Origin of the sequence: Mesorhizobium sp. CA5 (assembly GCF_020165105.1) — a bacterium.
In the GTDB taxonomy this organism is placed as follows: Bacteria; Pseudomonadota; Alphaproteobacteria; order Rhizobiales; family Rhizobiaceae; genus Mesorhizobium.
Window position 1 is genome coordinate 42,792 of sequence record NZ_JAIUHJ010000012.1, and the last position, 19,449, is coordinate 62,240.

The window sequence follows — 19,449 nt, forward strand, 5'->3', positions numbered from 1 at the left end:
AGACAAAGATGCGGCAAGCGCTGATCGTGTGGGGCGGCTGGGAAGGGCATGAACCCGAAGCCGGCGCGCGCGCCGTCAAGGCGATGCTCGAGGAAGAAGGCTTTGCCGTGCGCGTCGAAAACACGACGGCAGCTTTTGCCGATCCGGCGATCGCCGATCTCAGCCTGATCGTGCCGATCTATACCATGTCCAAGCTTACCAAGGCCGAAGAGGCGAACCTGACCGAGGCGGTCGAAAACGGCGTCGGCCTCGGCGGCTATCATGGCGGCATGGGCGACGCTTTTCGCGAATCAACGAACTACCAGTTCATGTGCGGCGGCCAGTGGGTCGCGCATCCCGGCAACATCATCGACTATCGCGTGAACGTGGCGCGGCGCGACGACCCGATCATGCAAGGCATCGAGGATTTCGCCTACCGCTCCGAACAGTATTACATGCATGTCGATCCATCCAACGAGGTGCTGGCGACCACCACTTTTTCCGGCGACCACGCGCCGTGGATCGACGGCGTCGTCATGCCGGTGGTGTGGAAGCGCCGGCACGGCAAGGGGCGCGTGTTTTATTCCTCGCTCGGTCACGTGGCCTCGGAGTTCGAGGTCCCGCAGATGCGCACCATCCTGCGCCGAGGGCTGGCGTGGGCGGCGCGCTGAGCGACCGGCTGGAGGTCGGCTAAACACTTTCGAGATAGGTCTCGATCTCGAAGTCGCTGACGTTGAGCGCGAAAGTGTTCAGCTCCTGGCGCTTGCAGGCGACGAAGGCGTCGCGCAGCACGTCCGGGAAGATTTCGGCGACACGCTGGCCCGCCTCGAAGGCGGCGATCGCCGAGGCCCAATCCGGCGGCAGTTTGGCGAGCGTCAGCCCCTGGCCTTCGCCGCCGGTCGGCTCACCGGGCGAGAGCTGGCGCTCGATACCGATCAAGGCCGCGCCGAGAATCGCCGCCAGCACCAGATAGGGATTGGCGTCGGCGCCGGAGACGCGGTGCTCGATGCGGCGTGCGGCCGACGGGCCACCCGGAATGCGAATCGCCACCATGCGGTTTTCATAACCCCAGGCGACGGCCGTCGGCGCATAGGATCGCGGCCGCAGCCGGCGGTAGGAATTGAAATGCGGCGCGAACACCAGCGTGCTCTGGGCCATCGCGGCAAGCAGGCCGCCAACTGCGTGGCGCATGGCGTCGGAACCCTGATCCGAGCCGTCGTCGAAGATGTTGCGGCCTTGCCTGTCGAGGACGCTGAAATGGACATGGAAACCGTTGCCGGCGCGCTCGCCATAGGGCTTGGCCATGAAACAGGCGGCGAAGCCATGCTTGCGGGCGATGCCCTTGACGGTGCGCTTGAAGAGCACAGCGTCGTCCGCGGCGCGCAGGGCGTCGGGCACATGGTTGAGATTGATCTCGAACTGGCCGACGCCGTTCTCGGCGATCGCGGTGTCGACCGGAATGTCCTGCATACGGCAGGCTTCGTAGATATCGTGGATGAAGGCTTCGAAATCGTCGACCTCGTCGATCGAAAGCGCCGCGTCGGAATCGAGGCGTCGCCCGGTTACCGGCGAGACCGGTCCGACAGGCCGCTGCGACGTCGGGTCGACAAGGTAGAATTCGAGCTCGGTCGCGGTGACGGGCGTCAGTCCTAGCGCGGCATAGCGGTCGAGGATGCGGGCCAGCGCGCGGCGCGGATCGCCAAGGTAGGGCGCGCCGCTGTCGTCCGCCAACCAGACCGGCAACAGCGCCGTCGGGTGCGCCGTCCAGTTGACCGGCAATATGCCGCGCCCCGTCCAATGGCAAAGGCCGTCGGCGTCGCCGGTCGAGAACACCTGGGCGTTGCCTTCGATGTCCTCGCCCCATATGTCGAGCCCGATGGCCGAGTAGGGCATGCGCAGCTTGCCTTCGAGCGCCTTGCGCGCCTGCTCGACCGGAATGCGCTTGCCGCGCATGATTCCGTTCAGGTCGCACACCGCCGCCCGCAGGCTCTGGATGTCCTTCCTGCTGTCCAGCCACTTCAAAACGTCTGCAATCGCATCGCTCAATTTTCAGCCCCTGTTTTTCTGGGTGCTGTAGCCCTGTCGGCTACGATATCCAATTTTCGGCTTGTGAGTTCGTGAAGGCCAACGCGGCTGATGCCGAGCGATTTTCCTTCATTTTTTCAAGTCACTAGCCAGGATATCGGGAGGCATTTCAGGTCCACATTGTGCGATCTGCGATCGCAACATAGCGGCCCAATCGGCGAAAGCCAAGCCGGATTCGGAGGCCCGCTTGCTGCGGCTTGTCAGTGGCGCAGCTCCGGAAATTTAACTTGGCCAAGGATGTGGGCCGCGCCGTCGGCGATATCGCGCACGATCGCGGCCCGCGCCCTCTCGCCGTCGCCGGCCTCGATCGCCGCCACGACCTCCTCGTGGTAGTCGATGCCGAGAATGCCGGCCAGGTCATCCTCGAAACCGATGTGCAGGTTGCGCAGGAATGGGCCGACCTGCATCCAGACCGTCTCGATCAGAAAGATCATCTGCTCGTTGCCGCAATGGCGGTAGATCGAGAATTTGAAGTCGTAGTTCTTGCGCAGATAGTTTTCGATCCCGCCGCTGCGGGCGGCTTCGGTAAGTTCGGCGCAGTGGCGCCGGATCGCGCGCAGATTGTTGCCGTTGATGAGTTTTGTCGCGAGCTCGGTGGCCGTGCCTTCCAGGATCGTGCGCACGGCGGTCAGTTGCTGGAAGCGGTCGGCGGAAATAAGCGGCACCTCGACGCTGCCGTTCGGCATCGGACTCAGCGCCCTCAGCGCCTGCAACCGCATGAAGGCGCTGCGCACCGGCATGTCGCTGGTGCCGAGCTCCTTGGCGAGCTTGCGCGAGGTCAGCTTCTGGCCAGGCCGGAGCTGGCCCGACATCAGCGCCCGCACCAGTTCCAGATAGACTTTTTCATGCAGCGGAACGGTATCGACAGCGGTCAGTCCGAATTGCGATTTGTCGGCCATTGGCGATGCGCTGCTTGATCGGTCCTGAAACTTGTTTCGTCACGATCCGACGCGGGAATAGCTGGCCGCCGCCGGGATACCTGGCCGGTCGTTCGGCCGCACGATAGACGCTCAACGCGAACCGCCGCAAGGGCGGCCGGCGTGCTATCCAATCCGAGCGTCGATGATCTCGACGAAGCGCGCGAACAGGCCGGCCTGCGATTTGATCTTCAGCTTGCGGTAGATGTTGCGGCGGTGGACCTTGACGGTCCCCGGCACGATGCGCAGCGCCCTGGCGATTGATTCCGTGGAGTGGCCCTGAAGCACCAGGTCGACGACCTGCTTTTCGCGCGAGGTCAAGGACAGGCTCTTCCAGATATGCGCCCGGTCGAGTTCGTTGGTCATCGGGAAGGTTTCGCCGGAGGGTTGGGCCGCCACCTCATCGGCAGGCAGTGACGGCCAGCGCTGCTTGCAGAAACCGATCACCGCCGGCGCCATGTCGCGCAGCAGCCTGGCATCCGCCGTTCCGAACGGGCCGGTGGCGCGCAGCCGCATCAGCGACAGCACCAGCGCGTCCTTGCCGGCTAGCGGCACGAAGAAGCCGACCTCCTCGGCAAGTTTGGTCTGGCTGTAATAGGAGCGGTAATATTCGCTGGCATAGAAGCGGTCCGGCGCGAGCTCGCGCATGCGCCAGAAACCCTCCTTGCGCTCGACCGCGGCGTGGTGGAACGGGTCGAGCAGATAGGGCCCGTCCTGATAGAGCGCGACGAAGATGTGGCTCTCCGCCGGAGAGAACGTTTCGAACAGGAGCGGCGGCCTCGCGGCACCCCGATAGCCGAAGATCACGCAGTGATCGAAGCGGACATGTCCGCTGAGCCAGCCGATGATCGCCCTGCCGAAATGATCGCCGCTGGTCTCGCGCGACGCGGCGATCACGGCGGCCAAGGCGTTGTAGTCGTCACTGCGGGAAGCAGCCAATCCATACCCCTCTAAACGATAAAATCGGCTAAATATACCACCTGCGAGGTATATACCAGGTGCATTGCCTCTGCTAGCGTCAAGGCATTGCCTCACGCTGTCGCTGGAGCCTTGGCTTGACTGCAGTGCCCGATATCGAATTTCGCGCGGTCACCAAGCGCTACGGCGCCGTCACCGCGGTCAGCGGTATCGATCTTGCCATCCCGCCTTCGGCCTTCGTCGCGCTGCTCGGGCCTTCCGGTTGCGGCAAGACGACCTGCCTGCGCATGATCGGCGGCTTCGAGCAGCCGAGCGAGGGCCAGGTGCTGATCCGCGGCCGCGACATGGCCGGTACGCCGCCCTACCGGCGGCCGGTCAACATGGTGTTCCAGCAATATGCGCTATTTCCGCATCTCGATGTCGAGGAGAACATCTCCTACGGGTTGCGTCAGGCAAGGCCGCGCCTGTCGTCGCGCGAGATCACCTTAAGGGCAGGCGAAGCGCTTTCGATGGTGCAGCTCGCCGGCTACGGGCGCCGCAAGATCCACGAGCTTTCCGGCGGCCAGCAGCAGCGCGTGGCGCTCGCCCGCGCGCTGGTCAACAAGCCGGCGGTGCTGCTGCTCGACGAGCCGCTGGCGGCGCTCGACAAGAAGCTGCGCACCGACATGCAGATCGAGCTGCAGAACCTGCAGCGCGAGATCGGCATCACCTTCGTGCTGGTCACCCACGACCAGGAGGAAGCACTGTCGATGAGCGACTTCGTCTGCGTCATGAATGGCGGCCGCGTGGTCCAGCTCGGGCAGCCAAGCGAGATCTATGACGAGCCGGCCGACCTGTTCGTGGCCGACTTCGTCGGCAAGACCAATCTTCTCAGCGGCAAGGTGGCCGGGCTCTCGGGTGACCTCGTCGATGTCGCGCTCGCCGATGGCACGGTGATTTCGGCGCGCAAGCGGGTGCCGCTCAGCCGCGGCGAAGCCGTCTCCGTCAGCCTGCGGCCGGAATCGCTCAGCCTTTCGGCGCCTGGGGGCGGTGCCTTGAAAGGCATCGTGCGCAATCGGATCTTCCTGGGCTCGACAGCCGAATACGCCATCGAAGTCCAGGGCATCGGATCGCTGCTCGCCAAGGCCGATCACGTGATCGGCCAAGGCAATCTGTTCAAGCCGGGCGAACCCGTCGCCATCGGCTTTGCCGCCGGAGCGCCGCTGGCGTTTCCGCACGCCAACAATAACGGGACAAACCAGAGGGAAGACCAACATGCCGAAATCCTATCGTGACGGACTGCCGATAAGCCCCGATAAATTCGTCGACCAGTTGATGCGTTTGAAGCGCGGCTCGATCAGCCGGCGCGACTTCCTCGGCCTCACCGGGCTAGGTGTCGCCACCGCCGTGATGGCGCGTGAGCTCGGTATCATGCCGACACCCGCCTTCGCCGCCGAGAACCTCGGCGACCGCATGTCGATCGCCACCTGGCCGAACTACCACGACCCGCAGACCTTCGAGAACTTCAAGGCGGAGACCGGCGTCGCCGTCGAGGTCAATGTCTTCGGCTCGAACGAGGAGATGCTGGCCAAGCTGCAGGCCGGCGGCTCGGGCTGGAGCCTGTTTGTGCCCACCAACTACACCATCTCGACCTACAAGAAGCTCGGCATCATCGAGGCCCTCGACATGGCCAAGCTCGGCAATTTCGACGGCAAGTCGGAAGATGCGCGCTTTACGGCGGAAGGCACGATCGACGGCACGATCTACGCCGTGCCGAAGAACTGGGGCACGACCGGCTTCGCGGTCAACACCAAGAAGCTCGCCAAGCCGATGTCGAGTTGGAAGGAGTTCTGGGACACGGCCATGGCGGAAGGCGATGGCCGCGCCATGGTGCATGACTATCAGCTCACCACGATCGGCAATGCGCTGAAATATTACGGCTATTCGTTCAACTCGCTGAAACAGGACGAGCTGGCGAAGGCCGAGGAACTGCTGCTGAAGGTCAAGCCGCATCTGTTCGCGGTGTCGAGCGACTACCAGCCGGGAATGCGCGCCGGCGATGCCTGGATGACCATGTGCTGGACCAATGACGGGGCGCAGCTCCATCGCGATATTCCCGAGATCGCCTATGTGCTGGGCAAGGAGGGCGGCGAGATCTGGACCGACTTCTACGCCATCCCGAAGGACGCGCCGAACAAGCCGGCCGGCTATGCGCTGCTCAACTACCTGATGAACCCGAAGGTGGCGGTGAAGGAGCATCTGGCCAATGGCGCCCCCTCGACCGACGCGCGCGTCAACGCGCTGCTGCCAAAGGAAGTGCTCGACAACCCGATCCTCTATCCGGCGGCCGACCTGTTGAAACCGCTCGAATTCGGCGCCGCCGCGACGCTCACCGATCCGGGCCGCGCCGAGCTGATGGCGCGCTTCAAGTCGGCTTGAGCGGGACCGGCAACAAACCAGAACCAGACAATGCGACCGGCGGACGAAAGTCCGCCGGCTCCCAACCGGCTTTCCCGATGCGCCGCAGTCTCTTTCGCAAAAACCTCGTGACGGCGCTGCTGCTCGCCCCGGCGACGCTGTGGCTGGTCGTATTCCTGGTGTTGCCCTTCGTCGCCATCGCCATCTTCAGTGTCGGCGAGCGGGCGCCGGAGGGCGGCTACCAGGCCGCGCTGACCTTGGCGCAATACGCCAACCTGCCGGCACGGGCGACGGCCTTCTGGAACACGATGGTGCTGGCGCCGGCCGGCGCGCTTGCCTGCCTGCTCGTCGCCTATCCGGTCGCCTATTATCTGGCGCTGCGCGCGCCGCAGCGCTGGCGGCTGATCCTGCTTGCGCTGATCGTCATCCCGTTCTGGACCAGCCTTCTGATGCGCACCTATGCCTGGATGTATATCCTTGGCGGGCGCGGCATCCCGGCTTTGCTCGCCTATGTCGGCATCGAGGATCTGAGGCTGATCAACACGCCGGGCGCGGTGCTGCTCGGCATCGTCTACGGCTACCTGCCGCTGATGATCCTGCCCATCTATGTCAGCCTGGAGCGGCTCGACCGGCGCCTGCTGGAGGCCTCCGCTGACCTTGGCGCGACACCGCTGTCGACTTTCCTCGGCGTGACGCTCCGGCTATCGCTGCCCGGCGTGATGACCGGCTTCTCGCTGGTGATGATCCTGCTGCTAGGCGAATATCTGATTCCGACGCTGCTCGGCGGCGGCAAGGTGTTCTTCATCGGCAACGCGCTGGTCGATCTCTTCCTGCAATCACGCAACTGGCCGTTCGGATCGGCCATCGCCATCACGCTTGTGCTGGTCTCGGTGGTGGTGCTGACCGTCGCCAACCGCATCTCGAGCCGGCTCTCGGGCGCACGCCGGGTGGACCTGATCTGATGCGCGCCTTCGTCGTCGCTGTCTTTGCCTTCCTCTATTTGCCGATCGCGCTGGTCGTGCTGTTCTCCTTCAATGCCGGCCACCATGCCAGCGAGTTCACCGGCATTTCCGTGCAATGGTACGGCAAGGCGCTGTCCAATCCCTTCCTGGTCGAGGCGCTGAAGAACAGCCTGTTCATCGCCACGACAAGCGCGCTGCTCGCGGCCTTATGCGGCACCGCCGCGGCGCTCGGGCTGCAGCGCGTCGGCGCGCGGACAAGGGCTCTGTTCGACGCGCTGCTGGGCGCGGCGATCGTCGTCCCGGGCGTCGTCATCGGCATCTCGACGCTAGTGGCGCTGGTGCAGCTTTTCGCTATCGTCAATCCGTTCCTCGCTTCGCTCTGGCCGACCGACCAGCCGCCGCGGCTTTCGCTGGGCTACGGCTCGATCATCGCCGCGCATGGCCTGTTTTCGATGGCGCTGGTGACGATGATCGTCGGAACGCGGCTGAGCAGCCTAGACCGCAATCTGGTCGAGGCTTCGAGCGATCTCTACGCCACGCCATTGACGACGTTCCGCTCAATCGTGCTGCCGCAGATCATGCCGGCGGTGATTGCGGGTTTCCTGCTCGCCTTCACCTTCTCCTTCGACGACTTCATCATCGCCTTCTTCGTCGCCGGCGCTCAGACGACGCTGCCGATCTATGTCTTCGCCTCGATCCGGCGCGGCGTGACGCCTGAGATCAACGCCATCGCGACGATCGTGCTCTGCGCGTCGGTCCTGCTCGTGCTGCTGGCGCAATGGCAGCTCGGCCGACGAAAGCCATCGCCTCGAGAGACCAATCCATGATCTTGAAAGACCGTATCGCCATTGTCACCGGAGCCGGATCTGGCATCGGGCGCGCCGGCGCGATGATCATGGCGCGGGAAGGGGCAGTCGTGGTGATCGCGGACCGCGACCCGGCGGCCGGCGAAGCCACCGCTTCGGACATTCGCGAAACCGGCGGCCGCGCCGAGGCCGTCGCCACCGATGTCGGCAATGATGCAGCCGTCGAGGGCCTCATCGAGGGAACGCTCGGCCGGCATGGCCGGATCGATATTCTGCACAGCCATGCCGGCATCCAGGTGGGCGGCACGCTGACGGAAGTGGGCACCGACGGCATGGACGCTTCGTGGCGCATCAATGTGCGGGCGCAATTCCTGGCGGCCAAAACCGTCATGCCGGCGATGATCGCGCAAGGCGGCGGCGTCATCCTCAACACGGCGTCCAATTCCGGCGTGTTCTACGACCGCGAGATGATCGCCTATGCCACCTCCAAACACGCCGTCGTGGCGATGACCCGGCAGATGTCGCTCGATTATGCCAAGCACAATGTGCGCATCAATGCACTCTGCCCGGGCTGGGTCGACACGCCGTTCAACGAGCCGTTCATCGCGCAGATGGGCGGGCGCGACGCGATCGAAAATTATGTCCGCACCAAGATCCCGATGGGGCGCTGGGCGAGCGCGGAGGAGATCGCGGAGGCCATTCTGTTCCTCGTCTCCGATCGTTCGTCCTTCATGACCGGACAGGCGCTGGTGGTCGATGGCGGCGAGAGTATCGGCTGAGGAGCGCTTGGCAAACCCCCTACCGGTCGTTGGGATTTCCGAATGCCGGATCGCGGCGCCGCGAGTAGGTGTCGATGCGCGGCAGATCGTCGGCGAATTCCAGCCAGGGCAGCCGAAGGCGCCAATAGGCATGCGCATGCGGCTTGAACCGCTCCGGATGATCGAAGAAGCCGATCGTGACATAGAGTTCGTCGCTCAGCCCTTCGTCGCGATACGTGATCGAGGTGCCGCATTTGTCGCAGAAGGTGCGAACGACACCTTTCGTTCTCGAGAAGCTCCGGGGTTGCCCGCGCGTGAAGCGGAACTGGTCCGGCCGGTAACCGACCCAGATGGTCAGAGGGCTGCCAATCGCGCGGCGGCAGTCATCGTCATGATCGAAGCAGATCCAGAACGGATCGCCCTGCATCTCGGCGGCAATCGCTCCGCAAAAACATGCGCCGGTATCGCTCCTGCTTTCCATCTGATCGCTCCTGGTTGTTTCGGAATCGTTCGCCCGGCGGCGCATATGGGAACAGCACAAGCAGTTAACCGGTTCCCTCGCCCGTTTGGCCCAACAACGGGCAGCGGTTTGACGGGCGGGCTTGCGCGGCGGGCAACGATCGGCCAAACCATGCCAGGTTCTCGACAAGGCTTGTCATGCGAGCGGTAGAAAGGCTTTCCCCCACCCGGCCGTTTCCAGTTGCAGCCGCAATGGTGTGCGCTTTGGCGGAGCGCCGCTGATCATGCGCTGCTGCCGCCACGAGAACCTGCAGCGCGCGGAGGAGACCAAGGTCGGCTCGCATGTCGTTCGCGACGGCTGGACCGAAGGGGTGCAGGGCGCGCTGACCCGGCCTTCGGCCGGTCAACAGGCGGGCGCCCGTCCTCGGATAACGCAGCTTAGATAACGCCCCTACCGGAACGGACATGCCCGCCGAAGCGATCTCTCCTTCGTATGGACATGACCAATGCCTGACAATCTGAACACCTCATTTCCCGGCGCGGACACGCAAAGCTGGCTGAAAACGCATGCGATCAACGAAGTCGAGTGCTTCGTGCCGGACGTCAACGGCGTGCTGCGCGGCAAGACCTTGCCGGTCGCCAAATTTCTGAAGTCGCTCGACGACCGCGCGCTCTATCTGCCGAGCAGCGCCTTCCTGGTCGCCATCGACGGCCGCTATTCCGGCTCCATCGACGAAGGCTTCGCCTACCAGGATCCGGACATGCGCATGGTGCCGGACGTTTCGAGCCTGTGCCTTGCGCCCGGCAGCGCCGGCAAAGCCTATGTTTTCGCCGACACGTTCCACATGGACGACCGGCCGTGGATGGCTTCGCCGCGCCATGTGCTGAAAGCCGTGCTTGACCTTTATGAGCAGCGCGGCTGGCGTGCGGTGATGGCGCCGGAGCTCGAGTTTTATCTGACGGCGCTCAACCCCAACCCCGATCAGCCTTTGACCGCACCGGTTGGGCGCAACGGCCGGCCGGAAAGCGTGCAGCATCCTTACGACATGCAGGCGATGGAGGAATTCGAAACGGTGACGCGGCAGCTCTATGAGCATGCCGCCATCACCGGCTTGCCGGTGGAGACGCTGATCCACGAATCCGGCACGGCGCAGCTCGAGATCAATCTGCTGCATGGCGATCCGCTGACGCTTGCCGACCAGGTGCTGTTATTCAAGCGCCTGGCGCGGCAGATCGCGCAGGCGAACGGCATGCACGCCACCTTCATGGCCAAGCCGATCGCCGCGCAGGCGGGCAGCGCAATGCATCTGCACATGTCGATCGTCGACAGGAAGGGCGAGCCTTTGTTTGCCGGCGGAGACGGCGAGGACAGCGAGATGTTCGTGCACTTCATCGGCGGCCTGCAGAAATATATCCCTGAAATCATGCCGCTGTTCGCGCCGCATGCGAATTCCTACCGGCGCATCCGGCCCGGCCACAGCGCGCCGGCCAATATCGAATGGTCGCACGACAACCGCTCCTGCGGCCTGCGCGTGCCGCTGGGCGGCCGCGCCGCGCGCCGCATCGAGAACCGGCTGCCGGGAGCGGACGCCAACCCCTATCTCGCCATGGCCGGCTCGCTGATCGCCGGCTATCTCGGCATAGAGGAAAAGCTTGCGCGCTCGGAGGAGGCCTTCGGCAACGCCTATAAGAGCAAGAGCACACTGCCGAAGACGATGGAGGAAGCGCTGGATCGTTTCGCCGCCTGCGAGCCCGTGCGGGCGCTGCTCGGCGAGGATTTCTGCCAGACCTATCTGCGCGTGAAGAGCGTCGAGCTCGACCTGTTCCAGAGCGTCGTGACGTCCTGGGAACGCGACCATCTGCTGCTCAAGGTGTGACAATGGCTTCGCGTTCAACAGGTTTCAATTCCGGTCTCGACATCGACAAGTCCTATTATGTCGCCACCGCCAATCCGGCGCCCGAGCATCCGGCGCTTGCCGGCGATGTCGAGGCCGATCTGGTGGTGGTTGGCGGCGGCTGCACGGGTCTGTCTGCGGCGCTGCATGCGGCCGAGCGTGGTCTTGACGTGGTGCTGCTCGAAGGCGGCAAGATCGGCTGGGGCGCCTCTGGCCGCAATGGCGGCCAGATGATCCCAGGCCTGCGCAAGGGCGCAAGGGGCCTGGTCAAAAGCTTTGGGCCGGAACGGGCGAAGGCGCTGTTCGATCTGGCCTTCGAGGCGCGCGGGCTGGTGCTCGACATCATCGAGCGCCACGGCATCGAATGCGACTTGCGCCAGACCGGCCATCTGGTCGGCGCGGTGAGCGCTTCGGATGTGCGCGATTTTGAAGAAGAGGCCGAATGCCTCGCCAAGGTCATGAATTTCACCGATGTCGAGATCCTGTCGGCGGCTGAGGCGCGGCAGATGGTCGACACACCCTATCAGGGCGCAGTGTTCGAGCGGCTCGGCGGCCACATGCATCCGCTCAACTACACGCTGGGGCTTGCCCGCGCCGCTACCGCCGCCGGCGTCGTCATTCATGAGAATTCGGTCGCGGTGCGGCTGGAGCGCGAACCTTCCATCCGGGTGTTCACCGACAAGGGCTCGGTCCGCGCCAGGCATGTGGTGCTGGCCGGCGATGCGCTGCTTAAGGGATTGGAGCCGCGCGTCAACAGCCGCATCATGCCGGTCGGCAACTATATCGTCGCCACCGAGCCGTTGGGCGAGCGCCATGTCATCCCGGCCGATGTCGCCGTCTCGGACACGCTGTTCGTCGTCAACTACTACCGCATGTCGGCGGATGGACGCCTGCTGTTCGGCGGCGGCGAGCGCTACACGCCGTCGCCGCCGGCCGACATCGGCGGCTTCGTGCGGCCGCATATGGAAAAGACCTTTCCGCAGTTGCGTGGCTGCCGGATCGACCATGCTTGGGGCGGACTGGTATCGGTGACGACATCGCGCCTGCCGCATGTCGGGCATTACGGCGAGGTCTATTTCGCGCATGGCTATTCCGGCAAGGGCGTCATCCTGTCGACGCTGTCGGGAAAGCTCTTGGCGGAAGCGATCATGGGCGATGCCTCGCGGCTTGACCTGTTCTCGGCGCTGACGCCGCTGCCGTTCCCAGGCGGCACGGCGCTGCGCGGCCCGCTCTATGTGCTCGGCATGCTGTGGTATGCGATGCGCGATCGCTTAAGGCATTAAGGGTCTATCGATATTCAGGTGAGGCCGGCTGCAGCAGATCCTAGGCTGGCTTTCCTGTACCCGGCGTGGCTAATGTCTTGGCGCCGGGGACGAGTCCCCCGGCGTTCGCCACTTAATCGAAGGCAGCTCACAGGTCGCAGCAAGGGGCAGATCTATGAATATTGAGGCGGGCCGGCTGACCAAGAAGGAGCGCCACGAGCTGATCCTGTCGGAGGTGCGGCGCTCGGCATCGATCCGCATCTCGAAACTTGCGCGCCGCATCGGCGTCGCCGGCGAGACCATCCGCCGCGACTTGATCGAGCTTGGCGATGCGGGGCTCATCAACCGCACCTATGGCGGCGCCACCATTTCACTGGTGACGTCGGAACCAGTGATCGCCGAACGCGGCCTCACAATGGTCGAGGAGCGGGCCCGTGTCGGACGAGGTGCGGCCGGACTGATCGAGAAAGGCAGTATCGTGATGATCGACGGCGGATCGACCACCTATGAAGTCGCGCGCAGCCTTTCGCAACACGGCCGGGACCTGACGATCATCACCAACTCCGTCGGCGTCGCCTCGGTGGCCGGCGCCAATCCGGGCTTCCGCGTCATCCTTTGCCCCGGCACCTATGACAGCCGCGAGGCGGCCGTACTTGGCGAGGACACAGTGGAATTCGTGCGCCGCTACAATGCCGACGTCGCCATCATCGGCGCCTCGGCGCTGAATGCCGAAGGGCCGAGCGACATGATCTCGGGCGCTGCGGCGGTGAAGCGCGCGATGATGGCACGGTCGCTGTCGACCATGCTGGTCGTGACCAACGACAAGTTCGGCCGCAGCGGCCTCGAACGCGTCTGCGCGCTAAGCGAGATTTCCGATGTCGTCACCGACAGCGAGCCGGCGGCCGAGATGCGCGCGGCGATCGACGAGGCAGGCGGCGAGCTGCACGTGTTTGCCGAGAGCTGAACAGGTTAAGCGTCGCGGTTTGTCAGCGCGATATGGCAGCAGCCGGAGCCATGACCCGGCGTCCAGGTGACATTGGAGAAGCGCACGCCGGTTGCCTCGAACAGACCGCGGTCGAAGGCGCCGGCGATGCGGCAGAGCGTGGCGAGTTTCTCCTCGCCGACGCCGGCCTCGATCCAGGCATCCTTCAGCGGGCAGCGCTTCACCTTGAAGGCGATGTGGCCAGGCCCGCGCTCGACATCGGTCGGATACATGCGCCCGCCATCCGGACTGACCGCCAGAAAGGCGTCGCCGATCGCCGGCGCATCATTGGGGCCGAAATCGGCGAAAGCCGCTGCCGCGACTTCCCGGCCGCGCTTCTCGATGCTGCGGATCATTAACGCCTCGGCTTTCTCGGCGCCAAGCTCGGCGGTCAGCTCGTCGAGGAAGAGGCGGTAGAGATCGGCGCGGTTGCGGAAGGCGGAGTCGAGCTCGCGCGACAGTTTTTCGGCTCTGGCTGCTTCGGGATCGGTCATGCTGTGTCCTGATTTTGTCGTTTGACCATGATCTGTCCGCAAACCGGGTCCCACTTTGCGGGATCATGGTCGGTTCCTGGTCAATCTTGGCGTCGCCGCCACCAGCGCCTTGCCGATCGCCGATCGCGGGTTGGCGATGACGGCGCGGGCATCGCCGCTCTCGGCGATCCGGCCGGCGTCGAGGATGACGACTCGATGCGCCACGGCGCGGATGACGCCGAGATCATGCGAAATGAACAAATACGCGATCCGTTCCTGCCTTTGCAGGTCGAGCAGCAATTCCAGGATCTGGCCGCGCACCGAAACATCGAGCGCCGACACCGCCTCGTCGAGTACGATCAGCGACGGCCGCGTCGCGATGGCGCGGGCGATCGCCACGCGCTGGCGCTGGCCGCCGGAAATCTCATGGATGGCACGAGCCGCGAGGCCGGCATCGAGGCCGACGCGCTCCAGCAGCGCCGCAATCCGGTGCGGGCGCTCAGCGCGCGAGGCGAGGTTGTGAATGCGAAGGGGATCGTCCAGCACGCGCGCCACGGTGGCGCGTGGGTTGAAGGCGGCGAGCGGATCCTGGAACACCATCTGGATGCGGGCGCGGCGCGCGCGCAAAGCGCCGCCGGATAGCGCGAGGAAGTCCGCGCCTTCGAAGTCGACGCGGCCGGCATCGGGCTCGATCAGCCGCAAGACCAGCCTCGCGATCGTCGACTTGCCGCTGCCGGATGGGCCGGCGAGCGCCAGCGTCTCCGCAGGCTCGATCTCGAAGGACACATCATCGACCGCCGCGAAGGGTTTTCCGCCGCGACGGTAGCGCTTGGCGAGACTGGAGACGGCCAGCACGGTCATGCCGAGGCGCCTTGCCGGTCAAGCAGCGGCTCGGCGTCGAGGCCGAGATGCGCATCGAGCAGGGCGCGCGTATAGGCATGGCGCGGCGCGTTGAGGATTTGATCGGTCTCGCCGAGTTCGACCAATTCGCCGTGGCGCAGCACCGCGATGCGATCGGCAAGCGTGGCGGCGAGCGCGATATCGTGGCTGATGAAAAGCAGCGTCATGCCGTCCTCGGCCACCAGCCGGCGGATCAGCGCGACGATCTCGGCCTGGACGATGGTGTCGAGCGCGCTGGTCGCTTCGTCGGCGATGAGCAGCTTCGGCCCAGCAGCGATTGCCGCAGCGATGGCCACGCGCTGCTTCTGGCCGCCGGACAGCTGGTGCGGGTAGGTGTGGAAGGCCGAGTCCGGGTGAGGGAGGCGGATGCGTTCGAGGAGGGTTTTGGCTTTCGTATATGAGTCTCGCCAGCTGAGCTTGAGATGCGTGCGGACGACTTCGGCGATCTGCTTGCCGACGGGCATCACGGGGTCGAGGCTTGAGGAGGGGTCCTGGAAGACGAAGCCGATGTCACGGCCGAGGAGGGGTCGAAAGTGCAGAGGCTGGCGATCCTTCGCACCCCCCTCTGTCCTGCCGGACATCTCCCCCGCAAGGGGGGAGATCAGGCCGTCATCTCCACTTTCGCCAATCGCCAGCGTTGCAGGAAGAGAGCCGACAGCGGAACCGCCAATCTCCCCCCTTGCGGGGGAGATGGCCGGCAGGCCAGAGGGGGGTGTGACGGAATGAGACGATTGAAGTTGGTTTGCTGACCATTCGATCGTTCCACCCACAACGGCACCCCTCGCCAACAACCCCGCAACCGCCAGCGCCAACGTGCTCTTGCCCGAGCCGCTCTCGCCGATGATCGCCAGGCGCTCTCCGGTTTTCACATCCAGGCTGATGCCTTTCAGCGCCGGCGCCTCGGCCCTGTCGCGCCGATAGCCCACCGAAAGATCGCGAATCGAAAGCAGCGCGGTCACGACAGGCTCCTGCGCACCGCGGTGCTTTCGACCACGCCTTCGCCGGCGAGGTAGACACCGAGCACCGTCAGCACCAGCGCGATACCGGGAACGACCGACAGGAACGGCGCGGTACGCAGCACCGTACGCCCCTCGGCGATCATGCCGCCCCAGGTGACGCGGTTGGGATCGCCCAGGCCAAGGAAGGACAGCGCGGCCTCGGTGAGGATCGCCGCCGCCACGATCACCGAGGATAGCGCCAGCACAGGCGGCAAGGCGTTGGGCAGCACTTCTCGGAACGCGATTTCCAACGGATGCATGCCGATGACACGCGCGCCGGCGACATAGTCGCGCTCGCGGATCGACAGCACTTCCGCGCGAGCGACGCGCGCGGGTCCAGTCCAGGCACCGAGCGCGATCGCCGCGACGACCACACCAAGCGAAGGTCCGACGATGCTGACGAAGGCGAGCGCGAGCAGGAAGCTCGGTACGGTCTGGAAGGCATCGGTGACGCGCATGAGCAATTCGTCGATCAGGCCGCCGGCGAAGCCGGCCAAAGTGCCGACCACCGCGCCGATGAGGAGCGCCGCGGCGGCGGCCGCCAACCCCACCGCCAGCGACGTGCGGGCACCATGGAACAGCTCGGTCAGCACGTCGCGGCCGAGCCGGTCGGTACCGAGCGGCAGCGACCAGTCCTGGAACGGCGGCAGCAGCGCCGGTCCGGCGATGGCCTGCGGGTCGCCGGGAAACAGCAGCGGCGCCGCCAGCGCCATCACAATGAGCAAGGCCAGGATGATTGCGCCGGCGATTGCTTCCGGCGTGCGGAAGAAACGATGCAGGCGGTTCATGCGCTTGCCTCGCCGGCGCCGACGCGCGGATCGAGGACAGCGTAGGCGAGATCGACGAGAAGGTTGATGACGACGACCAGGACGGCGCTCACCAGGATGATGCCGAGCAGCAGCGGCGTGTCGCGCCCGGCGACGGCTTCCTGCGCCAGGCGGCCGAGGCCAGGCACGGCAAAGACGCTTTCGATGACGACGCTGCCGCCCAGCATCTGCGCCGATTGCAGGCCAAGCATGGTGACCAGCGGCAGGAGCGCATTGCGGGCAACATGGGCAAACACGATGCGGCGGCGGGGCAGGCCCCTGGCGCGGGCGGCGAGGATAAAGTCTTGCCGCCAGGCCTCGGCCATGCCGGCGCGCATCATGCGCAAATAAAGTGCCAGATAGATGAAGCCGAGCGCCGAGACCGGCAGCACGAGATGGATGGCAATGTCGGCGACGCGCGCCACTCCGGTTTTCCCGGCGGCGATGGTCTCGATGCCGCCGATCGGCAGCCAGTGCAAATCGACGGCGAAGATGACGATGAGCACCAGGCCGAGCCAGAAGCCGGGCACGGCATAAAGCGCCAGCGAGCCGATGGAGAGGAAGCGGTCGCGGACGCTGCCGGGTCTGGCGCCGGCATAGATGCCGAGCGCCGAGCCGAGGCCGAAGGAGAGCGCGGTGGCGCTGCCCATCAGGATCAGCGTGGTTGGCAGGCGCTCGAAGATGATTTCGCGGATCGGCCGCGAGAAGGTGACGGAATGGCCAAGGTCGAGATGCAGCAGCGCCCAGAGATAGTTGGCGAGGCGCGTCAGCTCTGACTGGTCGAGGCCCCAGCGGTGGCGCAGCAATTCGATCATGCCGGCATCGCCGCCGGTCGATACGATGTAGGCGTCGACCGCGTCGCCGGGAGCGGCTTCGAGCAGCAGGAAGCTGCCGATGACGACGATGAGGAGAACGAAGATGCTGCCGACGAGGCGGCGACGCAGAAGGCGCAGGGCGCGGGTCATGGCGAAGCCTGGTTGAGGCCAAACCACGGACGTTGCGCTCTACGGCGCCCCCCTCTGTCCTGCCGGACATCTCCCCCTCTAGGGGGGAGATTAGCCGTCATATCGGCTTTCGCCAATTTTCGACGCTGCAGAAATGAGCGAGGCGCGAGAACTGCCAATCTCCCTAGAGGGGGAGATGTCCGGCAAGACAGAGGGGGGCGCGAAGGAACTCTCATTCTCAAAGCTGAGCACCCCGGCAGCCGATCCGCAAGGAGATCAGCCGGCCAAATAGGTGTCCGCCCAGTTCGATACTGCCCAGCGCGGGTTGTTGGCGATGTTGCCGACCGTCTCGCGGGCGACGGAGATGAAGCTCCACTCGGCGACGTTGATCAGCGGCAAATCGGCCGCCACCTTCTTCTGGAACTCCTTGTAGAGTTCGGTGCGGGCCGCTGTATCCAGCGTCTCCGATGCTTTCGCGATCAGCGCGTCGAGGTCGGCGTTCTTGTAGCCGCCCTGGTTGGAGAAGGGCACGCCGTCGGGAATGCCGCTCTGCACCAGGATTGTGGTCGAGATTGCCGGGTCGCCGCGGAACACCGGCGGGCCGACGGCGAGGTCGAAGGCGTGGTCGGTGTAGACGGCCTTGATGTGCGCGGCGGAGTCGTTGTTGACGATCTCGGCGTCGATGCCGATCGCTGCGAGTGCCTGGCGCAGATAATCGCCGAACTGCTTCGTCTCGTTGAAGTAAGGCGCCGGCAGCAGCTTCAGCGCGAAGCGCTTGCCGTCGTCGGCGCGCTTGTAGCCGGCTTGGTCGAGCAGCGCATTGGCCTTGGCGACATCGAAAGGATAGGTCGGCACGTCGGCGGTGTAGAATTGCGGATCGTTCTTCGGCACCGGGCCGGTGGCGGTCGCGGCATAGCCAAGGAAGATCGTCTTGACGACGAAATCCTTGTCGATGGCCTGCGCGATCGCCTGCCGCACCTTGAGGTCGGCCAGCTCCTTGCGGCGGTGGTTGATCTCGACGACGAGCTGGTAGGTCAGCCCCTCATAGCCCTTGGTGATGACCTTCAGGCCTGGCACCTTGGAAATGCGATCGAGGTCGGCGAGCGGGACGGCGGAGAAGGCGGCGAGCTGGATCTCCTCGGCTTCCAGCGCGGCCGCGGCCGACGTGCGGTCCGGCAGCACCCGGTAGACGATCTCGTCGAGATAGGGCTCGTCCTTGCCCCAATAGGCGTCGTTCCGGGTCAGCCGGTAATATTGCCCGGCCTTGTATTCGGCGAACTTGAACGGACCGGTGCCGACCGGCGCGTTGTTGGCCGGGTTCTCCTCGATCTTGCCAGCCTCATAGAGGTGCTTCGGAACGACGCTCGACAGCGCCGGCAGCGCGTTTCGGATCAGCTGGAACGGCGTCGGCTTGGCGAATTTGAAGATCGCGGTCAGATCGTCCGGCGTGTCGACGGCCTCCAGGTCCTTGAACACGGTGCGGCCGAGATTTTGCAGCGGCTTCCAGATCTGCAGCGCCGAGAAGGCGACGTCGGCGGAGGTGAAGGGCTTGCCGTCATGCCATTTGACGCCGTCGCGCAATTTGAAGGTCACCGACAGGCCGTCGGCAGCGCCTTCCCAGGAAAGCGCCAGCCGCGACTGCAGCCCGTCCTTGCCGTCGAAGGCGGCTTCGGCCAGCGTCTCGACGATCTTGCTGGAGATGAAGAAGACGCCATTGGAGGCGACGATCGCCGGGTTGAGGTTGCGCGGCTCGGAATCCGCGGCGACGATCAGCCGGCCGCCCTTCTTGGGCGTCTGCGCAAGGCCGATGGTCGGAAGCGCGGTGGAGGCCAGCAGCAGCGCCGAGCCGGCCAATAGGCCGCGGCGTGAAATCGTCAATTCGGACATCGCTCAAACTCCCCTCTTCGC

The 19,449-nt window shown here is 65.0% G+C and carries 20 protein-coding genes; 10 read left to right on the plus strand and 10 right to left on the minus strand.

The window, feature by feature from the left end; translation table 11 throughout:
* Window positions 1–8 precede the first annotated feature (8 nt).
* On the plus strand, window positions 9–650 hold the full coding sequence (locus LB529_RS17085; RefSeq protein ID WP_224711748.1) for a ThuA domain-containing protein: 642 nt from the start codon (window positions 9–11) through the stop codon (window positions 648–650).
* Window positions 651–669: 19 nt separating this feature from the next.
* Here the strand turns inward: LB529_RS17085 and LB529_RS17090 are convergent, their stop codons facing one another.
* The 3 genes from LB529_RS17090 to LB529_RS17100 form a co-directional block, all read right to left on the minus strand.
* Window positions 670–2,025: a glutamine synthetase family protein gene (locus LB529_RS17090; RefSeq protein WP_140635494.1), complete on the minus strand. Its 1,356-nt coding sequence runs from the start codon at window positions 2,023–2,025 to the stop codon at window positions 670–672.
* A gap of 239 nt (window positions 2,026–2,264) precedes the next feature.
* A complete protein-coding gene (locus tag LB529_RS17095; RefSeq protein WP_224711749.1) occupies window positions 2,265–2,963 on the minus strand; it encodes a GntR family transcriptional regulator in 699 nt (232 codons plus the stop codon).
* Between the two features lie 144 nt (window positions 2,964–3,107).
* A complete protein-coding gene (locus LB529_RS17100; protein WP_224711750.1) occupies window positions 3,108–3,920 on the minus strand; it encodes a helix-turn-helix transcriptional regulator in 813 nt (270 codons plus the stop codon).
* 116 nt (window positions 3,921–4,036) lie between these two features.
* Between LB529_RS17100 and LB529_RS17105 the strand changes: the two genes are divergently transcribed.
* The 5 genes from LB529_RS17105 to LB529_RS17125 all read left to right on the plus strand — a co-directional run bounded on the left by LB529_RS17105 (window position 4,037) and on the right by LB529_RS17125 (window position 8,843).
* Window positions 4,037–5,173, plus strand: coding sequence for an ABC transporter ATP-binding protein (locus LB529_RS17105; RefSeq protein WP_224711751.1), 1,137 nt, complete (start codon window positions 4,037–4,039; stop codon window positions 5,171–5,173).
* Window positions 5,154–6,317, plus strand: a complete 1,164-nt coding sequence (locus tag LB529_RS17110) for a PotD/PotF family extracellular solute-binding protein (protein ID WP_224711752.1) — start codon at window positions 5,154–5,156, stop codon at window positions 6,315–6,317. Before LB529_RS17105 ends, LB529_RS17110 begins: the two co-directional genes overlap by 20 nt.
* 77 nt (window positions 6,318–6,394) lie before the next feature.
* A complete protein-coding gene (locus tag LB529_RS17115; RefSeq protein WP_224711753.1) occupies window positions 6,395–7,258 on the plus strand; it encodes an ABC transporter permease in 864 nt (287 codons plus the stop codon).
* On the plus strand, window positions 7,258–8,085 hold the full coding sequence (locus LB529_RS17120) for an ABC transporter permease (protein WP_224711754.1): 828 nt from the start codon (window positions 7,258–7,260) through the stop codon (window positions 8,083–8,085). The genes LB529_RS17115 and LB529_RS17120 overlap by 1 nt, the downstream gene beginning before the upstream one ends.
* Window positions 8,082–8,843 carry an SDR family NAD(P)-dependent oxidoreductase gene (locus LB529_RS17125; protein WP_224546146.1) on the plus strand — a complete coding sequence of 254 codons (762 nt, stop codon included), beginning with the start codon at window positions 8,082–8,084 and terminating at the stop codon, window positions 8,841–8,843. Before LB529_RS17120 ends, LB529_RS17125 begins: the two co-directional genes overlap by 4 nt.
* Before the next feature lie 19 nt (window positions 8,844–8,862).
* Here LB529_RS17125 and LB529_RS17130 read toward each other — a convergent pair whose 3' ends face one another.
* On the minus strand, window positions 8,863–9,303 hold the full coding sequence (locus LB529_RS17130; RefSeq protein ID WP_224711755.1) for a GFA family protein: 441 nt from the start codon (window positions 9,301–9,303) through the stop codon (window positions 8,863–8,865).
* 262 nt (window positions 9,304–9,565) lie between these two features.
* Between LB529_RS17130 and LB529_RS17135 the strand changes: the two genes are divergently transcribed.
* From LB529_RS17135 to LB529_RS17150, 4 genes are all read left to right on the plus strand, one after another.
* A complete protein-coding gene (locus LB529_RS17135; protein ID WP_176477134.1) occupies window positions 9,566–9,727 on the plus strand; it encodes a hypothetical protein in 162 nt (53 codons plus the stop codon).
* Between the two features lie 60 nt (window positions 9,728–9,787).
* Complete coding sequence (locus LB529_RS17140; protein WP_224711756.1) at window positions 9,788–11,158, plus strand: glutamine synthetase family protein; 1,371 nt, start codon at window positions 9,788–9,790, stop codon at window positions 11,156–11,158.
* Between the two features lie 2 nt (window positions 11,159–11,160).
* Complete coding sequence (locus LB529_RS17145) at window positions 11,161–12,459, plus strand: NAD(P)/FAD-dependent oxidoreductase (RefSeq protein ID WP_224711757.1); 1,299 nt, start codon at window positions 11,161–11,163, stop codon at window positions 12,457–12,459.
* Window positions 12,460–12,613: 154 nt separating this feature from the next.
* Entirely contained in the window at window positions 12,614–13,402 is a 789-nt protein-coding gene (locus tag LB529_RS17150; protein ID WP_224711758.1) for a DeoR/GlpR family DNA-binding transcription regulator, read from the plus strand.
* A 5-nt stretch (window positions 13,403–13,407) separates the two neighbouring features.
* On the opposite strand, the gene LB529_RS17155 is transcribed toward LB529_RS17150, so the two are convergent.
* The 6 genes from LB529_RS17155 to LB529_RS17180 all read right to left on the minus strand — a co-directional run bounded on the left by LB529_RS17155 (window position 13,408) and on the right by LB529_RS17180 (window position 19,428).
* Window positions 13,408–13,914, minus strand: coding sequence for an L-2-amino-thiazoline-4-carboxylic acid hydrolase (locus LB529_RS17155; RefSeq protein WP_224711760.1), 507 nt, complete (start codon window positions 13,912–13,914; stop codon window positions 13,408–13,410).
* A 63-nt stretch (window positions 13,915–13,977) separates the two neighbouring features.
* The gene (locus tag LB529_RS17160) at window positions 13,978–14,754 is read right to left on the minus strand and encodes an ATP-binding cassette domain-containing protein (protein ID WP_224711762.1); all 777 of its coding nucleotides are present in this window, start codon (window positions 14,752–14,754) and stop codon (window positions 13,978–13,980) included.
* Window positions 14,751–15,752, minus strand: coding sequence for an ABC transporter ATP-binding protein (locus LB529_RS17165; protein ID WP_318012569.1), 1,002 nt, complete (start codon window positions 15,750–15,752; stop codon window positions 14,751–14,753). Before LB529_RS17165 ends, LB529_RS17160 begins: the two co-directional genes overlap by 4 nt.
* A complete protein-coding gene (locus LB529_RS17170; protein WP_224711763.1) occupies window positions 15,749–16,579 on the minus strand; it encodes an ABC transporter permease in 831 nt (276 codons plus the stop codon). The genes LB529_RS17165 and LB529_RS17170 overlap by 4 nt, the downstream gene beginning before the upstream one ends.
* Window positions 16,576–17,562: an ABC transporter permease gene (locus tag LB529_RS17175; protein WP_224711764.1), complete on the minus strand. Its 987-nt coding sequence runs from the start codon at window positions 17,560–17,562 to the stop codon at window positions 16,576–16,578. Before LB529_RS17175 ends, LB529_RS17170 begins: the two co-directional genes overlap by 4 nt.
* Window positions 17,563–17,817: 255 nt before the next feature.
* A complete protein-coding gene (locus LB529_RS17180) occupies window positions 17,818–19,428 on the minus strand; it encodes an ABC transporter substrate-binding protein (protein ID WP_224711765.1) in 1,611 nt (536 codons plus the stop codon).
* Window positions 19,429–19,449 lie beyond the last annotated feature (21 nt).